This is a genomic window from Knoellia subterranea KCTC 19937, assembly GCF_000768685.1.
Taxonomy (GTDB): Bacteria; Actinomycetota; Actinomycetes; order Actinomycetales; family Dermatophilaceae; genus Knoellia; species Knoellia subterranea.
Genome location: NZ_AVPK01000003.1, coordinates 195,879 through 222,877, shown reverse-complemented (window position 1 = coordinate 222,877; position 26,999 = coordinate 195,879). Strand labels below are relative to the sequence as shown.

At 69.4% G+C, this 26,999-nt stretch carries 33 protein-coding genes and 1 pseudogene; 14 read left to right on the top strand and 20 right to left on the bottom strand.

All coding sequences use genetic code 11. The features are described 5' to 3' along the window. The first annotated feature begins 1 nt into the window (after position 1). A complete protein-coding gene (locus tag N803_RS07145; RefSeq protein ID WP_035903781.1) occupies positions 2–1,255 on the top strand; it encodes an MFS transporter in 1,254 nt (417 codons plus the stop codon). On the opposite strand, the gene N803_RS07140 is transcribed toward N803_RS07145, so the two are convergent. Next, complete coding sequence (locus tag N803_RS07140; RefSeq protein ID WP_052111996.1) at positions 1,206–1,703, bottom strand: MarR family winged helix-turn-helix transcriptional regulator; 498 nt, start codon at positions 1,701–1,703, stop codon at positions 1,206–1,208. The two genes, N803_RS07145 and N803_RS07140, sit on opposite strands and share 50 nt — an antisense overlap. 64 nt (positions 1,704–1,767) lie before the next feature. On the opposite strand from N803_RS07140, the gene N803_RS07135 reads away from it, so the two are divergent. Both N803_RS07135 and N803_RS07130 read left to right on the top strand, forming a co-directional pair. Further along, positions 1,768–2,961 (top strand): FAD-dependent monooxygenase, encoded by a 1,194-nt coding sequence (locus tag N803_RS07135; protein ID WP_035903779.1) that lies wholly within the window; start codon positions 1,768–1,770, stop codon positions 2,959–2,961. Between the two features lie 125 nt (positions 2,962–3,086). After that, positions 3,087–4,508, top strand: a complete 1,422-nt coding sequence (locus tag N803_RS07130; protein ID WP_035903778.1) for a mycothione reductase — start codon at positions 3,087–3,089, stop codon at positions 4,506–4,508. A 74-nt stretch (positions 4,509–4,582) separates the two neighbouring features. Here N803_RS07130 and N803_RS07125 read toward each other — a convergent pair whose 3' ends face one another. The 9 genes from N803_RS07125 to N803_RS07085 all read right to left on the bottom strand — a co-directional run bounded on the left by N803_RS07125 (position 4,583) and on the right by N803_RS07085 (position 11,989). Continuing rightward, positions 4,583–5,869 carry an MFS transporter gene (locus N803_RS07125; RefSeq protein WP_035903777.1) on the bottom strand — a complete coding sequence of 429 codons (1,287 nt, stop codon included), beginning with the start codon at positions 5,867–5,869 and terminating at the stop codon, positions 4,583–4,585. Positions 5,870–5,933: 64 nt separating this feature from the next. Further along, complete coding sequence (locus N803_RS07120) at positions 5,934–6,320, bottom strand: DUF779 domain-containing protein (RefSeq protein WP_035903776.1); 387 nt, start codon at positions 6,318–6,320, stop codon at positions 5,934–5,936. After that, positions 6,320–7,837, bottom strand: coding sequence for an aldehyde dehydrogenase (adh, locus tag N803_RS07115; RefSeq protein WP_035903775.1), 1,518 nt, complete (start codon positions 7,835–7,837; stop codon positions 6,320–6,322). Before adh ends, N803_RS07120 begins: the two co-directional genes overlap by 1 nt. Positions 7,838–7,936: 99 nt before the next feature. Next, positions 7,937–9,151, bottom strand: a complete 1,215-nt coding sequence (locus N803_RS07110; protein WP_035903774.1) for a sigma-54-dependent transcriptional regulator family protein — start codon at positions 9,149–9,151, stop codon at positions 7,937–7,939. A gap of 67 nt (positions 9,152–9,218) precedes the next feature. Beyond that, complete coding sequence (locus N803_RS07105) at positions 9,219–9,947, bottom strand: VOC family protein (protein ID WP_052111994.1); 729 nt, start codon at positions 9,945–9,947, stop codon at positions 9,219–9,221. 15 nt (positions 9,948–9,962) lie between these two features. Beyond that, positions 9,963–10,352: a type II toxin-antitoxin system VapC family toxin gene (locus N803_RS07100; RefSeq protein WP_035903772.1), complete on the bottom strand. Its 390-nt coding sequence runs from the start codon at positions 10,350–10,352 to the stop codon at positions 9,963–9,965. After that, positions 10,349–10,585, bottom strand: coding sequence for a hypothetical protein (locus tag N803_RS07095; protein ID WP_035903771.1), 237 nt, complete (start codon positions 10,583–10,585; stop codon positions 10,349–10,351). The genes N803_RS07100 and N803_RS07095 overlap by 4 nt, the downstream gene beginning before the upstream one ends. A 1-nt stretch (position 10,586) precedes the next feature. Next, positions 10,587–11,588 (bottom strand): o-succinylbenzoate synthase, encoded by a 1,002-nt coding sequence (locus N803_RS07090; RefSeq protein ID WP_035903770.1) that lies wholly within the window; start codon positions 11,586–11,588, stop codon positions 10,587–10,589. Further along, positions 11,585–11,989 carry a VOC family protein gene (locus N803_RS07085; protein ID WP_035903769.1) on the bottom strand — a complete coding sequence of 135 codons (405 nt, stop codon included), beginning with the start codon at positions 11,987–11,989 and terminating at the stop codon, positions 11,585–11,587. The genes N803_RS07090 and N803_RS07085 overlap by 4 nt, the downstream gene beginning before the upstream one ends. A gap of 109 nt (positions 11,990–12,098) precedes the next feature. Here N803_RS07085 and N803_RS07080 point away from each other — a divergent pair, with 109 nt between their 5' ends. Next, a complete protein-coding gene (locus N803_RS07080) occupies positions 12,099–12,344 on the top strand; it encodes a hypothetical protein (protein WP_035903767.1) in 246 nt (81 codons plus the stop codon). A gap of 2 nt (positions 12,345–12,346) precedes the next feature. On the opposite strand, the gene N803_RS07075 is transcribed toward N803_RS07080, so the two are convergent. Beyond that, a complete protein-coding gene (locus N803_RS07075) occupies positions 12,347–13,192 on the bottom strand; it encodes a hypothetical protein (RefSeq protein WP_035903766.1) in 846 nt (281 codons plus the stop codon). Positions 13,193–13,323: 131 nt separating this feature from the next. Here N803_RS07075 and N803_RS07070 point away from each other — a divergent pair, with 131 nt between their 5' ends. From N803_RS07070 to N803_RS17425, 5 genes are all read left to right on the top strand, one after another. Next, the gene (locus tag N803_RS07070) at positions 13,324–13,566 is read left to right on the top strand and encodes a hypothetical protein (protein WP_035903765.1); all 243 of its coding nucleotides are present in this window, start codon (positions 13,324–13,326) and stop codon (positions 13,564–13,566) included. Then, positions 13,563–13,988, top strand: coding sequence for a TA system VapC family ribonuclease toxin (locus N803_RS07065; protein ID WP_052111992.1), 426 nt, complete (start codon positions 13,563–13,565; stop codon positions 13,986–13,988). The genes N803_RS07070 and N803_RS07065 overlap by 4 nt, the downstream gene beginning before the upstream one ends. 32 nt (positions 13,989–14,020) lie before the next feature. Continuing rightward, positions 14,021–14,977 carry a 1,4-dihydroxy-2-naphthoyl-CoA synthase gene (locus N803_RS07060; RefSeq protein WP_035903764.1) on the top strand — a complete coding sequence of 319 codons (957 nt, stop codon included), beginning with the start codon at positions 14,021–14,023 and terminating at the stop codon, positions 14,975–14,977. 322 nt (positions 14,978–15,299) lie between these two features. Next, complete coding sequence (locus tag N803_RS19160; protein WP_169743060.1) at positions 15,300–15,842, top strand: DNA adenine methylase; 543 nt, start codon at positions 15,300–15,302, stop codon at positions 15,840–15,842. 253 nt (positions 15,843–16,095) lie between these two features. Next, a complete protein-coding gene (locus tag N803_RS17425; protein ID WP_052111988.1) occupies positions 16,096–17,316 on the top strand; it encodes a hypothetical protein in 1,221 nt (406 codons plus the stop codon). A 79-nt stretch (positions 17,317–17,395) separates the two neighbouring features. Here N803_RS17425 and N803_RS07045 read toward each other — a convergent pair whose 3' ends face one another. The 4 genes and pseudogenes from N803_RS07045 to N803_RS17905 all read right to left on the bottom strand — a co-directional run. After that, positions 17,396–17,716 carry a putative quinol monooxygenase gene (locus N803_RS07045; RefSeq protein ID WP_035903762.1) on the bottom strand — a complete coding sequence of 107 codons (321 nt, stop codon included), beginning with the start codon at positions 17,714–17,716 and terminating at the stop codon, positions 17,396–17,398. 25 nt (positions 17,717–17,741) lie between these two features. Continuing rightward, positions 17,742–18,098, bottom strand: a complete 357-nt coding sequence (locus N803_RS07040) for an ArsC/Spx/MgsR family protein (RefSeq protein ID WP_035903761.1) — start codon at positions 18,096–18,098, stop codon at positions 17,742–17,744. A 4-nt stretch (positions 18,099–18,102) separates the two neighbouring features. Continuing rightward, a complete protein-coding gene (locus N803_RS07035) occupies positions 18,103–18,615 on the bottom strand; it encodes an AAA family ATPase (RefSeq protein ID WP_169743059.1) in 513 nt (170 codons plus the stop codon). Positions 18,616–19,150: 535 nt separating this feature from the next. Beyond that, a pseudogene (locus tag N803_RS17905) lies at positions 19,151–19,306 on the bottom strand (helix-turn-helix transcriptional regulator); the annotation flags it as partial. A gap of 110 nt (positions 19,307–19,416) precedes the next feature. Here N803_RS17905 and N803_RS18245 point away from each other — a divergent pair. Together N803_RS18245 and N803_RS07025 are read left to right on the top strand one after the other, a co-directional pair. Beyond that, complete coding sequence (locus tag N803_RS18245) at positions 19,417–19,659, top strand: hypothetical protein (protein ID WP_156969683.1); 243 nt, start codon at positions 19,417–19,419, stop codon at positions 19,657–19,659. Positions 19,660–19,697: 38 nt separating this feature from the next. Then, on the top strand, positions 19,698–20,222 hold the full coding sequence (locus tag N803_RS07025) for a tyrosine-type recombinase/integrase (RefSeq protein ID WP_052111984.1): 525 nt from the start codon (positions 19,698–19,700) through the stop codon (positions 20,220–20,222). Between the two features lie 176 nt (positions 20,223–20,398). Here the strand turns inward: N803_RS07025 and N803_RS07020 are convergent, their stop codons facing one another. Continuing rightward, positions 20,399–20,854, bottom strand: a complete 456-nt coding sequence (locus N803_RS07020; protein WP_035903757.1) for a hypothetical protein — start codon at positions 20,852–20,854, stop codon at positions 20,399–20,401. 46 nt (positions 20,855–20,900) lie between these two features. Here N803_RS07020 and menE point away from each other — a divergent pair, with 46 nt between their 5' ends. Genes menE through N803_RS07005 form a run of 3 tightly spaced genes read left to right on the top strand, consistent with a single transcriptional unit; the run spans position 20,901 to position 23,234 of the window. Continuing rightward, positions 20,901–22,085 carry an o-succinylbenzoate--CoA ligase gene (menE, locus tag N803_RS07015; protein ID WP_035903755.1) on the top strand — a complete coding sequence of 395 codons (1,185 nt, stop codon included), beginning with the start codon at positions 20,901–20,903 and terminating at the stop codon, positions 22,083–22,085. Positions 22,086–22,088: 3 nt separating this feature from the next. After that, a complete protein-coding gene (locus N803_RS07010; RefSeq protein ID WP_035903754.1) occupies positions 22,089–22,337 on the top strand; it encodes a PLD nuclease N-terminal domain-containing protein in 249 nt (82 codons plus the stop codon). A 12-nt stretch (positions 22,338–22,349) separates the two neighbouring features. Beyond that, positions 22,350–23,234, top strand: a complete 885-nt coding sequence (locus tag N803_RS07005) for a 1,4-dihydroxy-2-naphthoate polyprenyltransferase (RefSeq protein WP_035903753.1) — start codon at positions 22,350–22,352, stop codon at positions 23,232–23,234. A 96-nt stretch (positions 23,235–23,330) separates the two neighbouring features. Here N803_RS07005 and N803_RS07000 read toward each other — a convergent pair whose 3' ends face one another. The 4 genes from N803_RS07000 to N803_RS06985 are packed head-to-tail and all read right to left on the bottom strand — an operon-like array spanning position 23,331 to position 26,995. Further along, a complete protein-coding gene (locus N803_RS07000; protein WP_052111982.1) occupies positions 23,331–23,663 on the bottom strand; it encodes a DUF4229 domain-containing protein in 333 nt (110 codons plus the stop codon). Between the two features lie 13 nt (positions 23,664–23,676). Next, a complete protein-coding gene (gene ccsB, locus N803_RS06995; RefSeq protein ID WP_035903751.1) occupies positions 23,677–24,669 on the bottom strand; it encodes a c-type cytochrome biogenesis protein CcsB in 993 nt (330 codons plus the stop codon). Continuing rightward, positions 24,666–26,258, bottom strand: coding sequence for a cytochrome c biogenesis protein ResB (resB, locus tag N803_RS06990; RefSeq protein WP_052111979.1), 1,593 nt, complete (start codon positions 26,256–26,258; stop codon positions 24,666–24,668). Before resB ends, ccsB begins: the two co-directional genes overlap by 4 nt. Continuing rightward, positions 26,258–26,995, bottom strand: a complete 738-nt coding sequence (locus N803_RS06985) for a cytochrome c biogenesis CcdA family protein (protein ID WP_035903750.1) — start codon at positions 26,993–26,995, stop codon at positions 26,258–26,260. The genes resB and N803_RS06985 overlap by 1 nt, the downstream gene beginning before the upstream one ends. Between the last annotated feature and the right edge of the window lie 4 nt (positions 26,996–26,999).

Sequence of the window (26,999 nt, the reverse complement as noted above, 5' to 3'; positions counted from 1 at the left end):
GATGACGGGGGCGGCACGGTCCTTCTGGACCTACTGGAGCGCGAGCGCGACGAGCAACCTGGGCAGCGCGGTCGGTGCGGTCGCCCTCCCACTCACGGCGATCACGGTGCTCGACGCGTCGCCGTTCGAGATGGGACTCATCGCCGCAGCGTCGTATGCCGCCTGGCTCGTCATCGGACTGCCGGCCGGTGCGCTCGTGGCCCGCCTTCCCCTGCGCGGGACCCAGGTGACGATGGACCTGGCGCGCGCCCTGGCCGTCGCATCGGTGCCGGTGGCCTGGTGGCTCGACCGCCTGAGCATCGCCCAGCTCGTGGTCGTCGCGCTCGTCCTCAGCTTCGCGAACGTCGTGTTCGACGTCGCGAACTCGACCTTCCTCCCGGCGGTCGTCCCGAAGGAGCAGCTGCACGAACGCAACAGCCTCATGTCGGCGACCTTTGCGACGACCCAGCTCGGCGGTCCGTCGATCGGAGGCCTGGCCATCCAGCTGCTCGGAGCCGTCCCGACCCTGCTTGTCAACGCCGTGAGCTACCTGCTCTCGGGGATCCTGCTCCGCACCCTGCCCAGCCGCCCACCGGCCGCCGCCGGAGCTGACCGAGTGCCCATGCGCCAGATGATCGGCGAGGGCTGGCGGTTCGTCACCCGCCACCCGGTCATGGCTCCGTGCATGTGGGCAGCGACCGCCGTGAACTTCGTGTGCGGCGCCCAGATGGCGCTCTTTGCCCTCTATCTCGTGCGGGACCTCGACACACCTGCTGCGTTCGTCGGATTCCTCCTCGCCGCCGAGGGGGTGGGCTCACTCGTCGGAGCCGCCCTGTCGCCGCGGATCGTGCGCACCCTCGGATCCGCCCGGGCCTGTGTGGCCTCGTCCGTCGTGTCGCTGATCGGTGGGGCGCTCATCCCGGTCGGGACCGGGTGGGTGGCGTGGGTCTGCTTCGCCCTGGGCAACATCATCTTCGCCGGAGGGGTGGTCATCTTCAGCACGGCGACCCGCACCTACCGCCAACAGGCCAGCCCACCGGAGATGCTGTCGCGCGTCATGGCGACCGTGCGGTTCGTGTCGTGGGGCGCCATCCCCGTCGGCGGACTCGTCGCCGGCCTGGTGGCGACGTGGATCGGCGCCCGGTGGGCCCTCGTCGTCTTCGGCGCGCTCGGAGTGGTACAGGTCGCCGTGGTCTTCGCGAGTCGGATCCGGCTCCTGCGCGACCTCACCGACCTTGACGAGCTGCTGACCCCGGCGGTTGCCAGTCACTCCTGAGCCGATCCTCGTGGCGCTCGGTGATCTCGCGGATGGCGACGAGATGGGTTGCGAGCAGCTGGAGTTCGCTGGTCGAGAGTGAGTCGAGCACCGGCATGCCCTCGAGGACCATCGGCTCGTAGAGCTCGTAGGTCCGGCGCTGCCCCTCCTCCGTCATCTCGACGAGGACGCGGCGCCGGTCGCCCGGGTCGGAAGTGCGCCGCACGAACCCCTTGCGCTCGAGCCGGTCGATCATCGACGTCGTGGCCGCTGGCGTCAGGCCCGTGCGTCGCGCCAGCTCGCTCGCCGTCCGGGGCTGGTCGGTGAGCCAGTCGAGTCCGCGCAGGTCGGCGGCGTTGACCCCGAGGCGGCGCCCGACCTCGTCATCGAGCGCCTGGGTGGCGCGCTGATACGCCGAGGTGGCAGCACCGATCTCGGCCATGAGTTGACGACGCGTGACTCTGGGCATATCTTTCGATTCTCGAATGTTTCGAATCTCGAATAGTTCCGAGATCTCACGAAAGGATAGCGCGATGAAGGCGCTCGTCATCGGAGCCGGCGTGGCCGGCCCCCTCACCGCCATGGCTCTCCAGCGCGCCGGAGTCGACGCCACCGTCATCGAACGCCACGACCACCCGGATCCCGAGGCCGGCTCCTGGTTCTGCATCTCCCCCAACGGCCTCGACGCTCTCGACGCTGTCGGCACCCTGGACCTCGCCAGGGATCTCGGCAGTCCCACTCGCCGCAATGTCCTCGTCGGCGCCACCGGCCGCGAACTCGGCACCCTCCCCCTCGGCGCGCCCCTCGCCAACGACACCCCGGCGCTCACGATGAAACGATCCCGGCTCACGGCCACACTCGCCCACGAGGCCGAGGAACGCGGCATACGGACGCTCTGGGGCGCGGGCCTCGCCGACGCCCACCGCGAAGGCGACCACGTCGTCGCCGCCCTCACCGACGGCACGACCCACACGGCCGATGTCCTCATTGGTGCCGACGGCGTGAACTCACCCACGCGACGCCTCATCGACCCGTCGGCGCCGGAAGCCCGCTACGTCGGCCTGACGAACTTCGGCGGCGTCACGCCCGGCGGCGCAGCCCTGCTCTCCGGCCCAGACGCAGAGCCCGAGCAGTGGCGCATGGTCTTCGGCCGGCGGGCCTTCTTCGGGCACCACGTCGTGCCGAACGGTGACGTCGTGTGGTTCGTCAACTGGCCCCGCCCGCTCATCAGCCCAGGGGAGCGCGCGGCGACGACCCACGAGCAGTGGCGCGAACAGCTCGTCGACCTCATGGACGGTGACACCGGCCCGGCAGCAGCCCTCATCGAGGCCGGAACGCTCGACCTCGTCGCCGACAACACCCACGACCTCGGGCACGTTCCGGTCTGGCACCGCGACCGCATGGTCGTCATCGGCGATGCCGCCCATGCCCCCGCGCCCTCCAGCGGGCAGGGTGCCTCGATGGCCGCCGAGGACGCCGTCGTCCTGGCCCAGTGCCTGCGCGATCTCCCGTCCATCGACGAGGCGCTCGCGGCCTACGAGCCCCGGCGCCGCGCCCGAGTCGAACGCATCGTCAAGGCGGGAGCGCGTTCCAGCAGCACCAAGTCCCCGGGCCCTCTCCAGCAGCAGCTGCTCCGCGCGGTCTTCCGCTTCGCCGTCACGGAGAAGAACACCGCGTGGATGTACGACCACCGCATCACCTGGGAGGACCGCGTCAGCGTGAGGTGAGCACCCGGCATACCCGGCAGGTGCCGTCAGACGACCAGTTCGGGGTGGTCGCCTCAGGCAGAAGTGGTCGCCTCGCGCCACCACCCTCGGGGCGATGCGCCTCGCACCGCGCCTACCCTGAATCCATGGCGCGACACCACGACCTCATCATCATCGGCACCGGGTCGGGCAACTCGCTCATCTCCCCCGAACTCGAGGGCCTCGACATCGCCATCGTCGAGGAGGGAACGTTCGGCGGCACCTGCCTCAACGTCGGCTGCATCCCGACCAAGATGCTCGTCCTGCCGGCCGACCGGGTCATCGACTCCGCCGACGCCGCGCGGCTCGGCGTGACGATTCCGCGCGACGTCGCGGTCGACTGGCCAGCGATCCGCGACCGCATCTTCACCAACCGGATCGACCTCATCGCAGCGGGTGGCGAGGACTACCGCCGTGGTCAGGATTTCGTGACCGTGTATGCCGTCCGCGCCCGTTTCGTCGGACCACGTCGCCTTGCGCTGGAGTCGGGTGAGGAGATCACGGCCGACCGCATCGTCGTCGCGGCCGGGTCCCGCGCGGACCTCCTCGGCATCGAGGGCCTCGATCATGTCGACCCGGCGCGTGGAGTGCACACGAGCGACACCGTGATGCGGATGGACGAACTGCCGCGCCGCATGGCAGTCGTCGGTGGAGGGTTCGTGGCCTGCGAGTTCGCGCACGTCTTCGATGCTCTCGGCGTCGAGGTGACGCAGCTCCAGCGCTCGGGCGCGCTGCTGCGGGGCGAGGAGTCGGAGGTGTCGCAGGGCTACACCGACCTCGCACGGGAGCGCTACGACCTGCGCCTCGACACGTCGGTGGCCTCCGCCGTCCGCGACGATGCGACGGGCGCGTGGACCCTGGGACTCAAGGGCCCGGACGGCGCCACCGAGCTCGAGGTCGATGCGGTGCTCGTCGCGGTCGGCCGCACCCCCAACGGCCAGCGGCTCGAGGTCGAGGCCGGTGGCATCGACCTCGATGACAACGGCGTGGTCGTCGTCGACGCCCAGCAGCGGACGACCGCCGAGGGTGTCTGGGCCCTGGGTGACGTCTCCAACCCGTGGCAGCTCAAGCACGTCGCCAACCACGAGGCCCGCGTGGTCGCGCACAACCTCGCCGTCGACCTGGGCCGGGCCGCTGAATCCGACGCGAAGCCGGTCGAGGCCGACCACCGGTTCGTGCCGCATGCCGTCTTCGGCCACCCGCAGATCGCCGCGTTTGGACCCACCCGGGCTGAACTCGAAACTGCGGGAACGGAATTCGTGAGCTACACGCAGAAGGTGGGCGACACGGCATACGGATGGGCTCTCGAGGACACCACCGGACTCCTCACGGTCCACGCCGACCCGGCCACGGGTCTCATCCTTGCCGCGCACTGCCTCGGACCGCACGCGTCGACACTCATCCAGCCACTCATCCAGGCGGCGTCGTTCGGGCAGAAGGCGCATGACGTCGCACGCGGTCAGTACTGGATCCACCCCGCCCTCGCAGAGGTCGTCGAGAACGCACTGCTCGGTCTTCCGCTCAACTGACACCGCCCCCTGATCAGCCCGCCTTGTGTGTATGAGACCACGCTCTGGCGTGGGCTCATACACACAAGGCACGGTCAGGGCGTGGGGTTGCGGGCGTCGTAGCCCAGGAAGCCTCGCTGGAGCCTTGCGAGCACGACCATCGCTGCGACACAGGCGAACCCACCCACCACGGCCGTCATGCCCTCGCCGATGGTCTCGGCGACGAACCCGCCGAGCAACTCGCCCAGACGCGGCCCTCCGGCGACGACAACGATGAAGACGCCCTGGAGTCGTCCGCGCAGATGATCAGGCGTCGCGGACTGCAGGATCGTCGTGCGGAAGACCGCACTCACCGAGTCCGACCCGCCGGCGATCGCCACTGCGACGAGTCCCACCCACAGGGCATGCTCGCGCGTCAGCACCTCTCCCGCCGCGAGCATCGCGGCGCCGAGTCCGGAGATGGCAGCACCCCAGCCCACGATGGAGATGAGGATCGCGCGGCCCTGGTGGATGACCGACCCGAGCCGTCCGGAGAAGAACATCGCGCCGATCCCGCCCACGGCCGCGGCCGCCGAGAGGGCGCCGACCGTTGTCGCTCCCCCACCGAAGATCACGGCACCGGCGGCCGGAAAGAGCACTCGCGGCTGCGCAAGGACCATCGCGCAGATGTCGGCGATGAAGGTCATGCGCACGTTGGGTCGAGTACCGAGGAACGACAGGCCGTCGAGAACCGACCGTATGCCGGGTGCTCGCCTCGCGCTTCCACCGTCACCCTCCCCGGTGGATTCCGGTGGGAGAGAGGGCAATCGGGCCAGTCCCCACAGCGCCGCCGTAGTAATGACGGCGTCCACTGTATAGGCGGTCCTGAACCCGCCCCAGTCGACGAGGACACCCGCGAGGAGCGGCCCGACGGTCATGGACGCATTCATCGCGAACACCGACAGGGCGTTGGCCGCAGGCAGTTGCTCGCGCCGCAGGATCCGCGGATAGATCGACGTCCGGGCCGGTGAGGTCACGGCGAATGCGGCATTCCAGGCCGCCACGAGGGCATAGAGCACCCATACCTGCGTGTTGCCGAGCCAGGCCTGGAGGGCGCAGGCCACGGAGACGACGAAGGCCGCCGACTGCGCGACCAGTCCGACGGTGCGGCGATCGAAGTGGTCGACAAGGGTTCCGCCATAGAGCCCCATGACGACGAGCGGAACGAGGGCGCACAACCCGACGATGCCAACCGATGCCGTGGATCGCGTCAGGTCATAGACCTGGAGGCCGATGGCGACCGTCGCGAGCTGCGAGCCGACGTTCGAGAGGGTGAACCCGGCGTACAGACGCCGGTAGTCCGCATTGCTCCGAAGGGGTTCGAGGTCGAGGAGCAACGGCACGGAGGTGAGCCTACGTCCGCGCGGCGAGCGGACGGCATACCGGCGAAGTCAGGCGACCACGGCGTCACAGGAGGCCGAACGCCACCAGTTCCTCCTCGGTCATGAGCCGCGACCGGATGAGGAAGCGGACGCCCTCGGGGGCCTCGACCGAGAAGCCGGAGCCGCGTCCCGGGACGACGTCGACTGTGAGGTGGGTGTGCTTCCAGTACTCGTACTGCGACGCGCTCATCCAGAAGTCGATGGGCGTGACCCCTTCGGGCGCCAACGTGCCGAGGAGCACGTCGGCGTCCGAGGTGAGGAAGTCACCGGCGGGGTAGCACATCGGTGACGACCCGTCGCAGCACCCACCGGACTGGTGGAACATGAGCGGGCCGTGCGTCCGCTCGAGACACGCGAGCAGCTCGCCCGCCGCCGGCGTGAGGTCCACGCGGGTCGTCACCGATGGCTCCATCAGAAGAAGCCGAGCTTGTCGGGGCTGTAGCTGACGAGCAGGTTCTTCGTCTGCTGGTAGTGCTCGAGCATCATCTTGTGGTTCTCGCGGCCGATGCCCGACTGCTTGTAGCCACCGAACGCGGCGTGCGCGGGGTACTGGTGGTAGCAGTTGACCCACACGCGCCCGGCCTCGATGCCGCGACCCATCCGGTATGCCGTGTTCGTGTCTCGCGCCCAGACGCCGGCTCCCAGCCCGTAGAGGGTGTCGTTGGCGATCCGGAGGGCGTCGTCCTGGTCGGTGAAGGTCGTGACCGACAGGACCGGGCCGAAGATCTCCTCCTGGAAGATCCGCATCGAGTTGTCGCCCTCGAAGACCGTCGGCTCGATGTAGTAGCCGCCCTCGAGGCCGTCGACGGTGCGGGCCGAGCCGCCGGTGAGGACCTTCGCGCCCTCCTGCTTGCCGATGTCGAGGTAGCTGAGGATCTTCTCGTGCTGGTCGCTGCTCGCCTGGGCGCCGACCATGACTGCCGGGTCGAGCGGGTTGCCGACGGTGATGGCGTTGACGCGCGCGATGGCCTTCTCCATGAAGGCGTCGTAGATGGACTCCTGGACGAGCGCGCGCGACGGACACGTGCAGACCTCGCCCTGGTTGAGCGCGAACATCGCGAAGCCCTCGAGGGCCTTGTCGAAGAACGCGTCGTCCTCGGCCATGACGTCGGCGAAGAAGACGTTCGGGCTCTTGCCGCCGAGTTCGAGCGTCACCGGGATGATGTTCTGCGAGGCGTACTGCATGATCAGCCGGCCGGTCGTCGTCTCGCCGGTGAAGGCGATCTTGGCGATGCCGGTGTGCGACGCGAGCGGCTTGCCGGCCTCGACGCCGAAGCCATTGACGACGTTGAGGACGCCGTCGGGGAGCAGGTCGGCGATGAGCTCGACGACGCGCAGGATCGAGACGGGCGTCTGCTCGGCCGGCTTGAGGACGACGCAGTTGCCGGCGGCGAGGGCGGGTGCAAGCTTCCACGTCGCCATGAGGATGGGGAAGTTCCACGGGATGATCTGGCCGACGACGCCGAGCGGCTCGTGGAAGTGGTAGGCCATCGTGTCGTGGTCGATCTCGGAGATGCCGCCCTCCTGGGCGCGGACCGCGCCGGCGAAGTAGCGGAAGTGGTCGATCGCGAGCGGCAGGTCGGCGGCGAGGGTCTCGCGCACGGGTTTGCCGTTCTCCCAGGTCTCGAGAACGGCGAGCTCCTCGAGGTGGGCCTCGAGCCGGTCGGCGATCCTCAGGAGGATGTTGCTGCGCTCCGTCGTCGACGTGCGCGCCCACGCGTCCTTGGCGTCGGTCGCCGCCTGCACCGCGGCGTCGATGTCGGCCGCCTTGCTGCGGGCGACCGTCACGAACGCCTTGCCGTCGACGGGTGAGATGTCCTCGAATGTCTCACCGTCCTGCGCGGGGACCCACTTGCCGCCGATGAAGTTGTCGTAGTGCGCCGGCAGCGTCACCTTCGACCCGTCGGCGTTCGGGGGTGCAAAGACCATGACCAGACCTCCTTGTCCCGTGGCGACGCCTCGTTGCGTCGCCCGTTGCCGGGACCGTAGGTCGGCAAAGGTTGGTCAGAGGTTGGCTCAGAGCTCGGGTCAGTGGTTGGCCGAGAGGATGGCGGTGAGTTCGGCGCGGGCTGGGTGCGGTTGGGCGCCCAGCGCGGCGAGCGCGCGTTCGACGACTTCGGTGTCGTAGGGGACGTTGCGCGCATATCGCACGACGACGTCGGGTCGCGGGTCGGCGAGCAGGGACTCGCGGACGGCGACCGCGAGGTAGTCGCCTGTCGAGGTCAGCTCCGGTGAGTCCGTGCCCGGCATCAAATCCCCTCCGTATGCCGTCACAGCACCGTCGACGTCCCTGCTGCGGACCGCGCGCATCACCTCCACGGCGTCGCACGTCACCGGGAGATCGAGACGGTAGGGACGCGAGGCGAGTCGGCCGCCGAGAGCCTGGCGCAGGTGGGAGACCTCGGCCTTGAGGGTCGAGGTGGAGACGCGGGCATCGCCGTAGAGGGCTGCGTGCAGGGCGTCGAGGCCGAGACCTTCCGGGTGCAGGGCGAGGAGCGCGAGGATCTCGCTCTGCCGCTTGGTGAGGAGGAGGCGCACGCCGTCGAGGTGCGCCTCGGCTGCTCCGAGCACACGCAGAGTCAGGCCATGGCCGACGTGAGCAGCGCTCTCGGAGAGGGCTGTTCGCGGGATCTCTCGCTCGACGAGTGAGGCGAGGGCGGTGGCCGTCGCGGCACCGATGGGGTGGCTGCGGTCCCACGTCGTCGACAGGTCGAGGACGCCGATCTGCTCGCCCGTGGCGAGGTCGCGCACCGGCGCGGCCCAGCACACCCAGTTGTGGACGATCGGTGCGTAGTGCTCGGCGGAGAAGACGGTCTGGGTCCGCCCGGTCTGCTGCGCCAGGCTGAGCGCGTTGGTGCCGACGCTCGTCTCGTCCCAGCGCCCGCCGGGCACGAAGTTCACCCGCTCCGCCTTGCGCCGCATGACCCGCCCGCCGTAGGTCCACAGCAGCCGGGTGTCGCTGTCGGTGACGGCGACGACGAGGTCACCGTCCTCGGCGACGCGCCTCAGCTCGGTCTCGAGCTGGCCGACGGCTACGTGCAGCGGTGAGGCCTCGAACTCCGCGCGCGTCCGGTCGGGGTCGTCCATGGGTGCCTCGGTGACGGACTCCGGGACGTGGCCCGAACTGCGCCCCCAGCTGTCGACGATGTCCTCGGAGACCCCGTCGGCGCTGCCCTGCTCGGTCCACGTGTTGCGGGCGCGCTCGAGCGCATCGCGTCTGCCCTTGAGGCCCTTGGTCGCCATCGACCCTCCATCCAGCACCGGTGCCGGTCACGCTAGCCCGGCTCTCTGTGCGGTGGGAGACGAACGGTCAGGGCAGGCGGTGAGTGAGGCAGTACGTGCGCCCGACGGGGTCGCGCATGACGGTCCAGAAGTCGTGTTCCTCGACGGTGGTGGCGCCCGCAGCTTCATGTGCGACGCGGCTCGCTGCCCGGTCGTGGCAGGCGAAGTCGATGTGCGCGCGGACAGTGCCGGTCGCTTCGCCGAGGCGTTGGAACAACAACCGCACGGGTATGCCGTCCGGTCGCGTCAGCGACGTGAACTCCGGGAGGCTGCCGGCTCGCCGGGGCCATCCGGTGAGCCGCTCCCAGAAGGCGAGCTCGCCGGCATACAGGTCGCTCGGAACGTCGAGGCACACCTGGTCGAGGAGGTCCGGTTGGTCGTCGCGGACCTGCGTGGACGGCGAGCCGGCGTTCGTCCACGAGGTGAGGCAGAAGGTGAAGCCACCCGGGGAGCGCATGACGACGACGTTGCCGTCCGAGTAGCGGTGGACCTCGGTGGCACCGAGTTGGGCTGCTTCGTCGGCGGCCGTGGCCACGTCGTCGACATCGAGATCGAGGTGGACGCCGCCGCCGTCGAGCACGCGCTGCACCTTGACCCACGGATCGCCCCGGTCCGGCAGCAGCGTCGCGAACTCGCCGCGCTCACCACGTCGGGACGAGGGCTTGGCGCGAGTCGCGTCTGCCCAGAACACTTCCGACACAGGCGAAACCGCTTCCACCGTGTCCAGAAACGCCCACATCCACCGAACCTCAATCACGGGAGCCATCCTTCATCACGCGATGCTGATGACGGAAACTCCCGCGACGCCGCGAGCCAGGCGGTAATCAGTGGTGAGCAGGGGAACCCGCAGATGCGCAGCGAGTGCAACGTAGAAGGCGTCGGTGATGCGGTGCGAGTGACGGAGCTGCCATGCGTGGTCGAGGAGGAGGTCGTGCGACACGAGAGTGACGGGGAAACGCTGGAGCGCACTCACACCTTCGGACGCATCGGCCTCCGTCAGGAGGTCCCCTCGCTGCAATCGCCACAGGGCCGAGGCTGCCTCGATCAGGAGCAACTCAGGGGCCAAAACCTCGTCGGCAGATCGGAGGTGCTCCTCAATCGACAGCCGGGTAGGCGCGTCCACGAGCACGTCGACGAGGGCGCTCGCGTCGAGGACGATCACTCGAACTCTGCGCGCACGTCATCGAGCACCGCGCGGGTGTCGATGCGTCGCGGTGGCAGGCCGACTCGGCGGGAGTCCACGGCATCCAGCCACTCAGTCATGGATTGGCGACGGACCTCTCGCCGAAGGTTGCGAAGGACCAGATCGCTCACCGTCATGTGCTCGGCAGCGGCGCGCGCCTTCACTGCGGCATAGAGGTCGTCGGGGACGTTCTTCACCTGAAGCGTGGCCATGTCATGACAATATCATGCCGCTGTCATGACGCCAGCAGGACTGGACGCGATCACGCCACCACGTGAGACGTTCGGGCGATGCGGCGTGGCGGTCGAGGAGTTCGGGGTCGGGGACGACTCGGCTGACGGGAAGTGCCCCGTCGACCGGGGTGAGCGAGTCCGCCGTCACATCGCCGTCGAGGAGAAAGACGGTGCCGAGCCCGCAGGCGTGGTCGAGCTGCGGAAGTGCGGCCGCGAGCGCCACACCCGCGGCCATACCGACGCTCGTGTCGAGCGCCGACGACACGACCGCAGGTAGCCCGCACTCGGCGACGATGTCGAGGGCGCGGCGCACTCCCCCGAGCGGTGCCGCCTTGATGACGATGAGGTCGGCAGCGTCGAGGTCGCGCACCCGCATCGGGTCCTCCGCCTTCCGGATGGACTCGTCGGCCGCGATGGGGACGTCGATTCCGCTGCGCGCCAGCGCGATTCGCAGGTCGCGCAGTTCCTCGACCGTGGCGCACGGCTGCTCCGCATATTCGATGTCGTATGCCGCGAGGCGCGTCAGTACGTCCGTCGCTGTGGCGACGTCCCAGGCTCCGTTCGCATCGACCCGGACCCGAGCGGAAGGTCCCATGGCATCGCGAACGGCACCCACCCGGCATACATCGTCGTCTGTCGTCTGTCCGCGTTCGGCGACCTTCACCTTCGCGGTTGTTGATCCCGAAAAGCGTTGCAGCACACCGGGAACGGCGTCGGGACCCACGGCCGGGACGGTGGCGTTGACCGGAACCGAGTCGCGGACCGGATCAGGCCAACCGTGCCACGCGGCCTCGACGGCAGCGGTGAGCCAGCGACTCGCCTCGGCCGGTTCGTACTCGAGGAACGGCCCGAACTCACCCCAGCCCGCGGGCCCCTCGAAGAGCGCAACCTCCCGCTCGGTGACCCCCCGGAAGTTCACCCGCATCGGGATGGAGACGACGCGCAGCGAGCCGAGCAGGTCGTCGAGGGCGGGCTCGGTCATCGGTCGCGCGAGGACAGGACGCAGAACTCGTTGCCCTCGGGGTCGGCGAGGACCGTCCACGTGACGTCATCGGGCTGGCCGACGTCGACCCGGGTGGCGCCCCGCTCGATCAGGGCCGCGATCTCTGCGTCACGATCCTGGCTGAGGTGCGGCGCGAGGTCGAGGTGCAGGCGGTTCTTGAGGGTCTTGCTCTCCTCGACCCGGACGAAGACGAGCTCCTGCGGCTGTTTCCGCCACTCCTCGAGCGTCTCGACCTGGTCCTCGGTGGCATCGGGAGGTGCGACCACGACTTCCTCGTCGTCCTCGTAGCCGATCTTCCAGCCGAGCGTCTCGGCCCACCATCGCGCCTGGGCGGCGTTGTCGTGGCAGTCGATGACGGTCGTGTACCAGAGCAGGGCCATGCACCGAACCTACTCGGGCGCCCGACGTGCGGCCCATCCAGTTTCTGGCGGCTCGGTTTGGAGGGTTCCGACCCTTGCCGCGGGCCGTCGGATGGGCTGCGATGGAGAGATGCAGACGACGACGATCAGCCTCGACTCCGCCCTGCTCAAGCAGGCTCGTGGGTACGCCAAGGGGGCCGGCCTGAGCTGGAACGACTTCGCCGAGCAGGCCCTGCGTACCTATCTCGGGCAGGTCGACCCCGACGGAGCGGTGGACCCGGCCTCGCTCACCGAGGCCGAGCGCACCCACTTCGTCGTAGTCCCCGATGAGGTCGTTGCCGCTGAGGGCGATGCCGCCTACGGCTGGCAGCGCTGACGTCAGGCCTCCACCGCCGGGGTGGTCGCCCGCAGGGCGAGCGCCGCATCTCGGGCCGTGACGATGGCCCCTCGGAATGACCCCACGAGGAGGTCGGGCGACCCGAGGACGGGGACACCGAGGAGGGGGCGACGCCAGCCGCCGAGGAAGGCACCCTGGGGTGCCACGGCGCGAATCATGGCCTGAACCCTCTCGTTCGGGGCTGACTTGAGGTTGAAGAGTGTGCGGATCAGCGTCACGGGAACGACCCTCCCCTGCCCCACCAGGTCATTGGCCTTGGCCACGGCTGTCAGGGTGGCGCAGGCGAGGACGTCGTCTCCCGCGACACCCTTGAGGAACGACGGCTGCGCCAGGGCGGTTTTGACCAAGAGCCGACGCGCCGCTGTGAGGACCTCCGCTCCGAAGACAAGAAGCGCCACCCGTTCCACCTCGGCATCGACCAGACGCAGGCGTTCGTGAGTGTCGTTGGGAAGCCCGCTGAGGTCGAGTTCCTCCTGAGGGAGTTCGCCCGCATCCAGCTCGACCAGAGCGTCGTCGCCACCCACGAGGATGGACAGCCAGGACAGGACTTGCTCGTGCTCGGGCGGCGCAGGAGGGGTGGGTGGAGTCGGGGGCTCCACCGGACGGCCGCGGCCCAGCTCGCGGGCGACGTACTCCCACTCGCTGCCCGCGACCGGCTTGCGCTCGCGGGACACGATCTGGTCCTCGATGACGACGAGTTCGAGGAACGTGCCGAGGTCCTGTTCCCGCGACGGCGATCCGAGATAGGAGCCGTAGTCGTCGTAGGGGTAGTCGTACTCCGGCTCGCGATCGCGATCGCGGTCGAAGCTCAGGACGTTGTCGTTCATGCCGTTCCCTCCCGGTTGTGTGGGCCGCGACGATGCGGCTCTGACCAGAAGAGTGCCTGAGTTCGGAGACAGGCCCGGAGAGTTATCCACAGGGCGTTGCATCATGATGCAACGCGTGCTGCACTGGAGTCATGCGTACGACCGTGACCATTGCTGACGACCTGCTCAAGGCCGCTCGTCTCGAAGCTGCACGCGACGACCGGACGGTCAGCAGCGTCCTCGAGGAGGCCCTGCGAGAGCACCTGGTGCGGGCTCGGTCGTCGGAGATGGCGAACTTCACGCTGCCCACGTTCGGAGGTGGCGGCGCCCTCGTGGACATCCTCGACAAGGAGGCGCTGGCCGAAGCATTGGGTGACAACGAGCCGATCGCGTGATCGCCTTCGACGTCAACGTATTCGTCTACGCGATCGACCGCACGTGTGAGCACCACGCCGAGGCACGAGAGGTGCTCGAGGCAGCTCTGGGCGGGGCAGAGACGGTGGCTGTCCTCGAGTCCACCCTCGTGAGCACCGCCCGCATCGTGACCCATCCACGGCTCATGTCGAGTCCGTTGCGCCCCGAAGAGGCCCTCGAATTCTGCGCGGCCGTCCGCGGCGCTCCAGCGGCCCTCTCGACTCCCCCGATGCCCGCGGCGTGGGGTCATTTCCACGACCTGGTCATGCAGTTGGGGATGCGTGGTTCGGACCTCAGCGATGTCTGGCTGACTGCTCAAGCGACGGCGCTGGGGGCGCGCTTCGTGACCTATGACCGCGGCTTCTGGCGCTTCCCCGATCTCGATGTCACGATCCTCGGCTAGACACCCGGCGGGCCGCAGTTAGGCTGCGACGCGTGAGTGCGATCGATGGCGTGAGTGAGACGTTCGACCCGGCGGCGTGGGATGAGGTCGAGGGCTTCGACTTCACCGACATCACCTACCACCGGGCCAAGGACCTGGGCTGTGTGCGCATCGCGTTCGACCGGCCCGACGTGCTCAACGCGTTCCGCCCGCACACGGTCGACGAGCTCTACCGCGCGCTCGACCACGCCCGCCGCACCCCCGACGTCGGCGTCGTGCTGCTCACCGGCAACGGGCCGTCGCCGCGCGAGGGATCCTCGAAGGAGACCGCCGGCTGGGCGTTCTGCACTGGCGGCGACCAGCGGATCCGTGGACGCTCGGGCTACCAGTACGCGCAGGAGGGCACCGACGACCTCACCGCCGGCGGCGTCGACGAGCGCCGCGTGAAGGCCGAGGGCGGGCGCCTCCACATCCTCGAGGTCCAGCGCCTCATCCGCACGATGCCCAAGGTCGTCATCTGCCTCGTCAACGGATGGGCGGCCGGCGGCGGTCACTCGCTCCACGTCGTGTGTGACATGACGATGGCCTCGCGCGAGCGCGCGCGCTTCAAGCAGACGGACGCCGACGTGGGCTCCTTCGACGGCGGCTACGGCTCGGCCTACCTCGCCAAGATGGTGGGTCAGAAGTTCGCCCGCGAGATCTTCTTCCTCGGCCGCGCCTACACGGCTGAGGACATGCACCGGATGGGCGCGGTCAACATCGTGTCCGACCACGCCGAACTCGAGTCGGACGCCCTCCAGGTGGCGCGCGAGATCATGGCGAAGTCGCCGCAGGCGCAGCGCATGCTCAAGTTCGCGTTCAACCTCCTCGACGACGGGCTCATGGGCCAGCAGGTGTTCGCCGGTGAGGCGACGCGCCTGGCATACATGACCGACGAGGCCGTCGAGGGGCGCGACCAGTTCCTCGAGAAGCGCGACCCCGACTGGTCTCCCTTCCCCTGGTACTTCTAGAGAGCGACGTTTCCGCAGTTCGCAGGCTTGTTCGAGCTCTACCGTGCACGCACCGTGCACAGAATCCTCAGCGCGCGGTCCAACCCTGGGCGGAACTGGCCGACATTGGGGTTACGGGAGCGCCCACGGCGCGCCCCGCGGCTCGCGATCCGTTGGGACCTGTCCTACGGCCACATGCTCAGGAGGAGGTGGCCAGTCAGAGCCAAGTCCAACCAACGAGAGCTACTCCGCGCGTGCTTCAGGCCCTGTCGGATCAGACCGATAGGTTGAAGTCATTGTTGAATCGCAGCGTCCGCTGGAGCGGAGGCTCAAAGGAGGAGTAGTGGGAGTTCGCTACATCGGAAACAAGGCGCGAGTGGCGGACGCGATCCTCGACCTCGCTGGTGATCCGGGCGATGGCCGCTTCGTCGACGCCTTCTGCGGGACTGGATCAGTAGCGGCCGTCGCCGCGTCGCGGGGCTGGGCCGTGACATTGAACGATGCCCTGCCTTCCGCCGTCGCCATGGGCATCGGACGCTCGAGGCCCAGGGGGTCGTGCGTTCGTCGGTCGGGGCCGGTGGCGCCGGCGGGACGGCCGAAGGTCTCGCCCGGCGCGACGACGAAGACCGCCGCCGTCGTGTCGGCGGCCCGCGGCGAGGAGATGCTCAGGTCGTGCCAGCCGGGCTCGAGCCCGTGGTCCGTGATCGTCAGGTCGAGCAGCCCGGAGCGATCGACCCGGGTGCGGAACTCGCGCTCGCCGATCGTCACGGTGACCGGCTCACCCGCCGCCGGGGTGGTGAAGAAGACGCGCCACCCCCTTCGCTCGTTGTCGGCGGTGCGCAGCTCCAGCCACGTGGCGCGGGCGTCGGCGGCGGCGGGGGCATAGGGGCGCCGGGTCATGAGGACCCGGCCGAGGACGCGGATGCGGTCGGTGCTGCCGTAGCCGGTGTGAGCGAGCACGCGGGTGCCCCAACCCCGGCGGCGCATGGCGCCGGCCACCTGGCGGTTCCAGGCGTCCTCGACGATCGCGGCTGCGTGCGGTCGCGGCATGGGCCCGAGCCTAGTGGTCGGTCGGCGGCGATCGTCGCCGCACCGTGGCCTCTCTGGCAGAGTGACGCCCGGCGAAGGGAGTGCACGCGGTGGCTGGGCAGGAGGCGGGGGACGAGGTGGTGGACCTCGTGACGATGGGGTGCGCGTGGACCCTCGACCTGTCGGCGCTGCCCGCGGCTGCCGCCGCCGAGATGCGCGCCCGCTGGGGGCGCTGCGCCGCGCTCGCGACCGACCCGACGACCCTGCTCCTCGACGACGAGCCGCAGGTCTTGCGCGTCGGGCTGGCCGGCGACGGGAGGGGAGCCACGGTCGTCGCCAGCGACCTCGAGCGCCTGCCCTATGTCCTCTCCCGCGAGATCACCCGACGGGGGCTGACCCGGCTGCGCGGACGCGTGACCCTGCTGCACGCCGCCGCGCTCGCCGACGCCGACGGCCGCGCGGTCGTGCTCGTCGCCCCCTCCGGAGGCGGCAAGTCGACGGCGACCTCGGTCCTCGGCCAGCGGCTCGGCTATGTCACCGACGAGTCGGTCGTGCTGCGCGGCGACGGGCGGATCGCGCCGCACCCCAAGCCTCTGTCGCTCGTCATCGACCCCGCCGAGCGGTGGCACAACGCGGAGCCGTCGCCGGACAAGTCGGGTCTGGGCCCGACCCCGCCCGCGCCGCGGATCGCCGCCCTGCTCACCCTCGCCCGCGACCCCGCGGTGACCTCGTCGCGGATCGAGCCGGTCGGGCTCGTCGACCAACTGCTCGCCGTGCTCCCGGAGACCTCGTCGACGTGGTGGCTGGACGACGGCCTCGACCGCCTCGCCCGCGCCGTGACCGCCGGCGGCGCGCCTGCGCGGCTCGTCTACGCCGAGATCGACACCTGCCACGAGCTCGTCGCCGAGCACCTGGCGCAGGCCGCTCCCGTGGAGCCGCCGACCTGGGAGCACCTGCCCCCGCGCCCGCAGGAGCGCCTACCCCGCGACGACGAGGGCTCCGCACCCGAGCCCACCCCCCGGACTGCGCATTCCCCCGGGGGAATGCGCACGGATCAGGCCCCGCCCCGGGTGGTCCGGGCGCCGTGGTCGGACGCGATCGCCTGCGACGGCCAGGTGCTGCTGCTTGCCGGGCCACGCCCCCTTCGCCTGGCCGGTCCGGGGGCCGTGGCCTGGCGGGCTGCGCGCGAACCGGTCACCGTCGCCGACCTCACCACGACCGTCGTCGCGGAACTCGGGGAGCACCCCGAGGCAGAGCGGATCGTGGGCGCGGCGGTCGCCGACCTGATCGACCACGGGGCACTGCGGCGGGTCGCCTCACCCGCCCCGTGACGTCCCGGGTCACGAAAAAATCCCCGGCCTCGCACGAGGATGAAGCTCCTGCGAGGCCGGGGAAGTTCCTGCTGAGTGGTCAGTCGACCTTCAGCTCGCCCATCTCGTCCCAGCCGCTGCCCTCGACGGTGCGGCTGATGACGCGCGGGGTCTCGGTGATCGCCGGGCGCATCGACTCCATGGCCGCCGCGAAGTGGTCACTGCCGACGTGGGCCTCGGCGGCGTCGTCCTGGAAGGCCTCGACGAGCACCCACTCGTCCTTGGTCTCCAGGCTCCTCGACCACTCGAAGAAGATGTTGCCCGGCTCGGCGCGCGTGGCCCGGGTGAACTCGTCCACGATCTCCGGCCACCGCTCGGTGTACTCGGGCTTGGTGCGAAACTTCACGACGATGAGGATCATGACTCCACTCTAGTCCTCGGGCGCGTCAGCCCCGGACGAAGGGAGCAACCCGGTCCTTGGGCCGACCGATGATCGCCCGGTCGCCCTTGATGACCACGGGGCGCTGCATGAGGCGCGGGTGCTCGACGAGGACGGCGACGACCTGCTCGACCGTCGCGACGTCGGCGTCGGTCAGGCCCTGGTCCGAGAAGAAGGAGTCGCGGCGCACGAGGTCGGTCGGCTCGTCCTCGAGCTTGCCGATGAGCTCGCGCAGCGCCGCCTCGTCGAGGGGCGCCTTGAGGTACTGGTGCACCTCGGCCGCGACCCCGGCACCCGCGATCGTCTCGACGGCGGCGCGGGAGGTCGAACACTTCGGGTTGTGCAGCACGGTGACATCGCTCATGGGGTCAACTCAGCTGGAACCGGGTGGCGACGGCGTCGTCGGAGTTGGGGTCACAACTCTCGAGTGCCATCGACTCGCCGGTCGAGTCGATCACCCAAAGGCTGGGCTTCCTCTGTTCCACAACCGCGTCGACGTACGGCTTGCCGTGGATGAACCGCTCGTCTGGATGGATGTACACGAACCGGGCCTGGATCACGCCCGGGTCCACACCCATCGAGAGCAGCCGAGCGACAACGCCCACCTCGTCGTCCTCGAAATCGACGAAGACAGCCGTGTGCCCGTCCTCCATCTCGGTGGTGACGGCCTGGAGCGCGGCCCAACTCTTGCCGCACCCGGACTCGCCAGCGAGCCCGTTAGTGCGGCCGGCGTACAGCCAATGGGAGCCGCCGGTCAAGCGGCCGACGGTCGGAGCAGGCCTCTTGAGCGTGCCGTTCTGGAGACCGGCCACGACCCCGTCGAGCGCGACAGGCAGCCACGACTGACCGGTTGTAGAATCCTTGGTGTCACCCGCCACCACGCTGATGACCTTGGACGCCGCCCCGCCCGGGCGGCGTTCTTCATTGCCGGCAGTCATGTGATCACCGCCCGCGACGGGCCAGACCGGTCGGCATCAAGGACGGGCGGCGCGGGCAAGTCCGCGCGCCAGGCGGACCCTCCGGGCGGCGCGGGCAAGTCCGCGCGCCAGGCGGACCCTCCGGGCGGCCCGGGCTCGTCCCTCGCCCGGATGTACTTGGTCAGGTTGGAAGACGGGGTCCTGTTGTTCCTCTGTTCCCAGCTGTTCCAATGACGGGGAACGGGCGCCGTGCAACCACGGGGGCGGGCCGTTCCCTGTTCTCCCCTATAGGGGAACAGGGCGAACGGACCGGCCGCACCGCACGAACGGTGTTGCGTCCGCAGCGTGGGGTGTTCCTGCCCGCATCGTGCCCGGCGACCATCCCGAGAGCCATCCGCGCCCTCCCCCCTGACCGGAAGCGAGCGGAGCGAGCGTCCACGTCCTGCGTTGCCGAGGGCCGCCACGACCGCGCCGTCCACGAGCGTCCTTCCCGGGCTCCTCACGCCGACGCACCTTCGGCCTCGTACTGATCGCGGAGCCAGGCATCCACGTCGGTCTTCTTGTAGCGAACGCTCCGGCCGAGCTTGAACGAGCGCGGCCCAACCTTCCGATGACGCCACCAACGAAGCGTCCCGACCGGCATGTTCAGCCGCGTGGCAACCTCACGACGACTGGAAGAGCCGGCAACTGTGGAAGGCGAGCACCCGCGAGAACGCTGACCTTGCGATCGGCTGCGCCACCTTCAAGGACACGCCCCTCAACGCCGTGCGCCGCTCGCACGTCGAGAGCTGGGTCAAGAAGATGGACGCCACACTGGCAGCGAGCACCATCGACACCAGGGCCAGCATCGTGCGCAGCGTGCTGCGTGCCGCCGTTGCGGACAAGGTCATCGCCGAGGACCCCCGGCACAGGGGTGAAGCTGCCGCAGAGGCCGAGGGGCGACGCGGCGATGGCGATCCCAACGCCGGAGGTCGTCGGACGACTGCTGCAGCAAAGCAGCCGGCCTGAAGGTCGCCGACATCGACTTCCTGCGCCGCAGCCTGCGCGTGGATCGACAGATCCAGCCGGCCAAGGCCGAGGATCTGGTGCGAGGCGAGAATCTCGTCGAGGCGACGGGTGGCATCACTGCGGTGGTGACCGGTCCGAAGCACGGGTCGGCGCGGACGGTCTACCTGCCCGATGCACTACTCACGATCCTCGCCGAGCACATCGCCGAACATCGCGAGGCATCCGACCCCGACCGCTGGCTGTTCGCCGATGAGCAAGGACGGCCCTGGCACCACGACGCCGTGGAGTGGCGGTGGCGAGCAACGCGAAAGGATGCAGGTGCCCCGACTATTCGACTGCACCACCTGCGGCACTTCTACGCGTCGGGCCTGATCGCCTCGGGCTGCGACGTTGTAGCCGTCTCCCAGGCGCTCGGCCACGGCTCGACGACCACGACTCACTCGACATACCTGCACCTGTGGCACACCGCAGAGGACCGCACCCGGGACGCGGCAGCCGCGCTGGCCCAGCAGACGCTCGCTACCGTGCACGAACCGTGCACAGAAGAGTCGATCCAGGCCTAGCGCCAACAACCTCACCAACATGCGTTCAGGGAATAATGCTTACAAAACCAACGTCCACAACGCATTCGATTATCGGATACGTGCGAACCAGCCCTTCCCCTGGTACTTCTGACCAACCCCGCTGACGCGACCCACTGACCCAACTCGTGGGTCGGGGGGTCCAGTCGCACCAGACCTCAGCCCGAACCGCCGATGTCGACCTCGTACGCCTCATAGATCAGGTCCGCCCCACGCTGCCGGTGTCGAACGATGCGGCCCACGAGCTCGGTCGCTGCTTCCCGGTGTGCCGCAACGGCTTCCGCGCTCTCGAGCCCCTCATCGCGCTCGCCCAGCAACCGCTGCACGACCTCGACGAAGTCCAGATGCTCGTCCATCTGGAGCTTCGACACTGACGCCAAGCGAGGCGCCCGCGCCACCGCGTCGGCATACAACCCACCCGGCTCCTCTGTGATCGACCGGTGGTCGCGCAGGTCGTGCTCGAGCTCCGTCAAAGCAGCCCGGACGCGACGCCGCCACAGCGCCCCCAACCCCACGGGCAACGCCAACGCCGCATCGAGGGCGGCCAGCGACTCACCCAACTCGGCGCGGTGCGCACGCACCCGCTCGAGATACGCCGCGAACTCGGGGTCCATCCGCCCATCATCCTCACGATGACGAGCGCTGCCTAGAGTTGACCGCATGAGGATCGAGCCGCTCGCCGTACCCGCAGGCGCCGCGGTGCTCGACCTCCTCCCCCGGCTTCGGCTCGCCCTTGAGGGCGGTCACCCCATTGCCCCGCATGCCGTCGGCTCGCCTCCCCCGGCCCTCTCACCGTCCGTGGACGGGGACCTTCCGGAAGACCTCGGCGTCGTCGTCGGGACCTCGGGTTCGACCGGGACACCCAAGCGGGCGATGCTCGGCACGCGAGCCCTCCAGGCCAGCGCGGACGCCACGCACGCCTGCCTCTCGGGCCCGGGCCAGTGGCTCCTCACCCTCCCTGCCCACCACATCGCGGGCCTTCAGGTCGTCCTGCGTTCCATCGCGGCGGACACGACACCGCACGTCATGGACCTGGCGAACGGCTTCACCCCGGAAACCTTCGCAACAACCGTCGACGCCATGCCCGTGACGGACCTGCCCACCTACGTCTCCATCGTCCCGACGCAGTTGACCCGCCTCCTCGACGACGAGGCATCGACACAACGCCTCGCGCGGTTCGCCGCAGTCCTCATTGGCGGCGCAGCCACCCACCCCGACCTCCTCACTCGAGCCGCCTCGGCCGGGGTGCACGCGGTCACGACCTACGGCATGAGCGAAACCGCCGGCGGCTGCGTCTACGACTCGATCCCACTCGACGGCGTCGACGTCCTCCTCGACGGTGACGGCCGCATCCACCTCGCCGGCGCAACCCTCGCGCACGGTTATTTCGGCGAACCCGCCCTCACTACAGCGGCATTCGTCCCTTCACCACCCGGCGTCGGCGTCCGTTCAGCGACGATGTTCCGCACCGACGACATCGGCCAGGTCGACGACGAGGGCCGCCTCCACGTTGACGGACGCATCGACGACCTCATCAACACCGGCGGCCTCAAGGTCGCACCCCGCCTCGTCGAGGAAGCCGTCGCCCGGATCGACGGCATCAGCGAGGCCGTCGCCGTCGGAGTCCCCGATCCCGAATGGGGAGAGACCATCGCCCTCGCCCTCGTCGTCGCACCCGGCCACGCGGCACCCACGGTGAGCAGACTGCGCGATCAGCTCCGCGGCATACTCGCCGATCACGCCCTGCCCCGAGCGGTCCGCAAGGTACCCGCGATCCCGCTTCGAGGGCCCGGCAAGCCCGACCGCGCGGCGGTGAGGGCGCTCTTCGACACCATGGGAGAATGAGGCGTGCTCCGCTTCCTGCCCGTGCTCATCGCCCTCACGCTGTCGATCTATTGCGTCGTCGACTGCGTCCAGCGCGAGGACCACGACGTGCGGGGCCTGCCCAAACTCGTGTGGGTCTTCGTCATCCTGCTCTTCCCCATCGCCGGATCCATCGGATGGCTGCTCGCCGGCCGCCCCAAGGCGACTCCGCCGCCCCGCCGACAGATGCCGCGCGGCCCCGACGACGACCCCGACTTCCTCAAAGGACTCTAGGCACCACCACCCATGGCCACCTTCCAACAGTGGGTCGCCGGCGCGCGTCCCCGCACGCTCTTTGCCGCCATTGCCCCCGTCGTCATCGGCACCGCCGCGGCGGCACAGCACTCCGAACCGAGTTGGGCGATCGCTCTCCTCGCGGCCATCGTGGCCCTCGCGCTGCAGATCGGCGTGAACTTCGCCAACGACTACTCCGACGGCATCCGGGGCACCGATGACTCGCGCGTCGGGCCCGTGCGCCTCGTCGGCCAGAAGCTCGCGCGACCGGAAAGCGTCAAGGCAGCGGCCTTCCTGACGTTCGGGTTCGCCGCGATCACCGGGCTCGCGCTCGTGGCACTCGCCGAGGCGTGGTGGCTGCTCCCGCTCGGCGTGGCCTCGATCTGGGCGGCGTGGAAATACACGGGCGGCGACAACCCCTACGGCTACCGCGGCCTGGGCGAGCTGTTCGTCTTCGTCTTCTTCGGACTCGTCGCCACCCTCGGCACGATGTACGCCGAAACCGGCACCCTCTCGTGGTTCGCTCTGGCCGCGGCGGTCGGCGTCGGCGCCATCGCCTCGGCGATCCTCGTCGTCAACAACCTGCGCGACATCCCGACCGATCAGATCTCCGGCAAGCAGACGCTGGCCGTCCGGATCGGCGACACGGGCACGCGCCGGCTGTGGCTCGGGCTCATCGTCGTGAGCATTCTCTGCATCGGGATCATGGCGATCTGGAACGTGTGGGCTCTCGTCGGACTGCTGTCGATCGCCGCGATCTGGCGCGCCGTGACCGTCGTCATGGGCGGGGCCGAGGGACGACGCCTCGTGCCCGTGCTCGGCTCCACCGGCAAATACGAACTCGTGTATGCCGTGGCCGTCTTTGCGGGAGTCTTCATCTCCCGAGCCCTCGCCTGAAACCCCGACTTATTGCCCTCTTGGGACACGTTGAGCGTGGCCTGCGGCCGCGCGAACGTGTCCCAAGAGGGCAATAAGTCGCAGGGGTGCAGCGGGTCAGCGGAAGTCGGAGTCGCTCTCGTCGCCCTTGCTGCGCCCGTCGCGCCCCGCAGGATCGAGGTCGGTCTCGGCATCCTCGGCGGCCTCGTCGCTGCGAGCGGCCTTCTCGCGCTTGCGCTCCACCCGCTCGTCAACCCGACCGGCGATGGCGGCAGAGGCCTGCTCGCGGAAGGGCTTGAGGACGAACGCCGAGATGACGAGCGAGGCCACGGCCGCGATGACGACCGCGAGCAGCTGGTCCTCGCGGTCCCGGAGGCCGATGAGCCAGGTGGCCGCGAGGCAGCCGACGAAGATCAGCGTGCGCAGGATGAGATAACGAACCATCGCCATGGGTGGAGAGTCCTCAGAGTCCCGAGTAGGAGTGCTGGCCGACGAAGTACACGTTGACGACGGCGTAGTTGATGATGATGCAGGCGAAGCCGGCCACGGCGATCCACGTCGCCGACTGGCGCTTCCAGCCACTGGTCACGCGGGCGTGGAGGTAGGCCGCGTAGACGACCCAGATGATGAAGGTCCAGACCTCCTTGGGGTCCCAGTTCCAGTAGGACCCCCACGCCTGTCGCGCCCAGATCGCACCAGCGATGAGGGTGAACGTCCACAGCGGGAACGAGATGATGTGCAGCCCGTAGGCGAACCGCTCCAGGGAGCGCGTTTCCGGCAGCGCCCGCAGCACGCTCCGCCCGGCACCCCACCGGTCCTTGGCGAGGTAGAGCAATGCCACGACGAAGCCGACGGCGAAGAGTCCGACCGAGATCGTCGCGACGGTCACGTGGATGATCAGCCACACCGACTTGAGCGACGGCATGAGCTCGGCTGCCTCGGTGTACCAGACGGTGTTGGCGAGCCCGAGCAGGATGAGGACGGGGGCCACGACGAAGACGCCGAGCCAGCGCAGGTCCCGGCGCAGACCCCACACGACGAAGACGACCATGGTGAACAGCGCTGCAGCGACGCCGAACTCGAACATGTTGCCCAGCGGCCAGCGCTCGACCGACCAGCCGCGCAGACCAGCCGACACGAGGAGAAGCACGGTCCCGAGCAGCGCGAACATCTGCGCGACGCCACCGGCCTTGCGCGCCCGCAGTGACACCTCGCCCACCCCGGCCGAGTCGGTCGTCGCCGCCGTCTCCGATCCGGCGGAGTCGCCAGCACCAACACCCGTCCCCACGCCAGCACCGACGAGCTCACGCTCGGGCGTCGTGGACTCGACCACGGCGTCACGCGCCGGCAGCCACCCAGCGAGGTAGACGGCATACCCGAGCATGGCCAGCGTGAGCACGCCCATGGCGGAGTAGAGGCTGAGGTTGGCGTAGCTCGCCAGCGTCTCGTGGGTCACGTGCGTTCCTTCAGTTGGGTGAGGACGTCCTCGAGCTGCTCGCCCATGCCCTCGTCGTCGTCCTTGGCCAGTCCGCCGATGTGCACCACGGTACGGCCCTGCGTGTCGGCGGGGGAAACCCGCACGAAGACCCGGCGCCGACGAATCGTCAGCGACAGGATGAGGCCCAGCAGCGCCACGAGCGACGAGATGAGCGTCAGCTCCTTGCCGGGGTCGTTGCGGATGGAGATGCCGGCGAACCGCTCCACACCGTCGAAGGTGATCGAGCCCTGACCACCCGGCAGCGTGTAGGTCTGGCCGGGCGTCAGCCAGATACGCAGGAGGTCGGTCCCCTCCTTGTTCTTGAGCTGGGTCATCTCGGCGGTGTCGAGCGAATAGACCGACTGCGGTCGGCCACCGGGGAAAAGCGTCCCCTCGAAGGCCGAGAGCGCGAGTGCCGGCTCGAGCACGTCGGGGAAGACCGAACGCGGCCCCTGGTCGTCGAGCACCGCAGTCGGCAGGAACAGCCCCGCGAACCCGAGCTGCTTGCCCTCCGGCCCGGCTCCCGGAACCTTGACCGCACCCACCGACGTGTAGAAGTTGTCCTGGGCGAGGAACGGCGTCGAGTCCGAGTAGGTGACTCTGCCCTCGGCATCCTTGACGGTGATGTGCGGCGCGTAGCCGTTGCCGAGGAGGAACGCCGTGCCGCCGCCGGTCTCGAGCGGACCGTTGACGCGGATGACCTTCTTCTCCACCTTGGCGCCGGGAGACTTCTGGAAGTCCACGTATGCCGTGAAGTCCCGTGGCGATCCGAATTGCCCCTTGCCCTTGACGTCGGTCTCGAACTGGGCGTCGAACCGCGTCAGGGTCATGACGAAGGGGCTGAAGTCGGCAGGGTCGACGAGCGGGCCCGGGCTGAGGGTGTCGTAGCGCGCGGCGGTGTTGGCGAAGGTCTCGCCGACCGGCACGATGACGTCGCCCTTCCAGCCGAAGAGGTGACCCCACGCCATGCCGACGATGACACCGATGAGGGCGAGGTGGAAGAAGAGGTTGCCGGTCTCCTTGAGGTAGCCCTTCTCGGCGGAGACGGTGGTGGCGTCGTGGGAATGGGTGCGGAAGCGCGCCGACTTCAGGGCGCCACGCAACTGCTCGAGGACCTCGTCCTGCGACCCGTCCATCTCGGCGGAGTCGTGGGCAGCCAGTCGCTCCAACCGTTTTGGCGCGCGCGGGGGCTGGGCCCGCATGGCCTTCCAGTGGACCTTGGACCGCGGCAGGACACAGCCGACGAGCGAGATGAAGAGCAGGAGATAGATGGCCGCAAACCACGGTGAGGCATAGACCTCGAAGAAGCCGAGTCGGTCGAGCCACGGTCCAGCGGTCTCGTGGCGGGCGATCCAGTCAGCTGTCCGCACCGCGTCGATGGAGCGCTGCGGGAAGACCGACCCCGGCAGCGCAGCGACGGCGAGCAGGAGCAGCAGGAAGAGGGCGGTCCGCATCGACGTGAGCTGGCGCCAGGCGAAGCGGAGCAGTCCCACGGCTCCGAGCCGGGGTTGGGTGATGTCGTCGCGGTCGCCGCGAGGGTCCTGTGGCTGGGTGGAGAGGTTCGACATCAGAGGGGCACCTGGAATCCGTTGATGAACTCGGCCTGGAGCCATCGGGTCAGCGACTCCCAGACGCCGGTGACGAGGAGCAGGCCGACGACGATGAGGAGGCCGCCGCCGACGAGCTGCACGACGCGGTGGTGGCGCCGCACCCACGCGGACACTCGGCCGAACCGCTCGATGCCGAACGCGGCGAGGATGAACGGCAGGCCGAGGCCGAGGGCGTAGGCCGAGGCGAGGATGGCGGCGCGTCCGGTGCTCGGGTTCGTCACCGACGCCGACAGGGTGAGGACCGCGGCGAGGGTCGGGCCGGTGCACGGCGCCCAGCCCAGACCGAAGACCGCCCCGAGGAGGGGCGCGCCGAGGAGCCCAGCGCGCGGCCGCCACGTCGGAGTGAGCTGCCGCTGCGAGCCGACCCCGAGGAAGAGCAGGCCCATGAGGATGACGATGACGCCACCGACTCGCATGAGCGCCTCACGGTGCTCGGCCAGCGAGCGGCCGAGCGTCCCGATGAAGATCGAGAGCAGGATGAAGACGACGGCGAAGCCGAGGACGAAGAGCACCGCTCCCAGGACCATCCGGCCGCGCGAACGCTGCTCGAGGGCCGTGTCGCTCAGCCCCGTGACGTAGCCGAGGAACCCCGGCACGAGCGGGAGCACGCACGGCGACGCGAAGGACACCAGCCCGGCGAGGGCCGCCACGAGGACGGCCAGGGGCAGGGCTCCGGAGGCGATCTGGTCGGTCATGAGG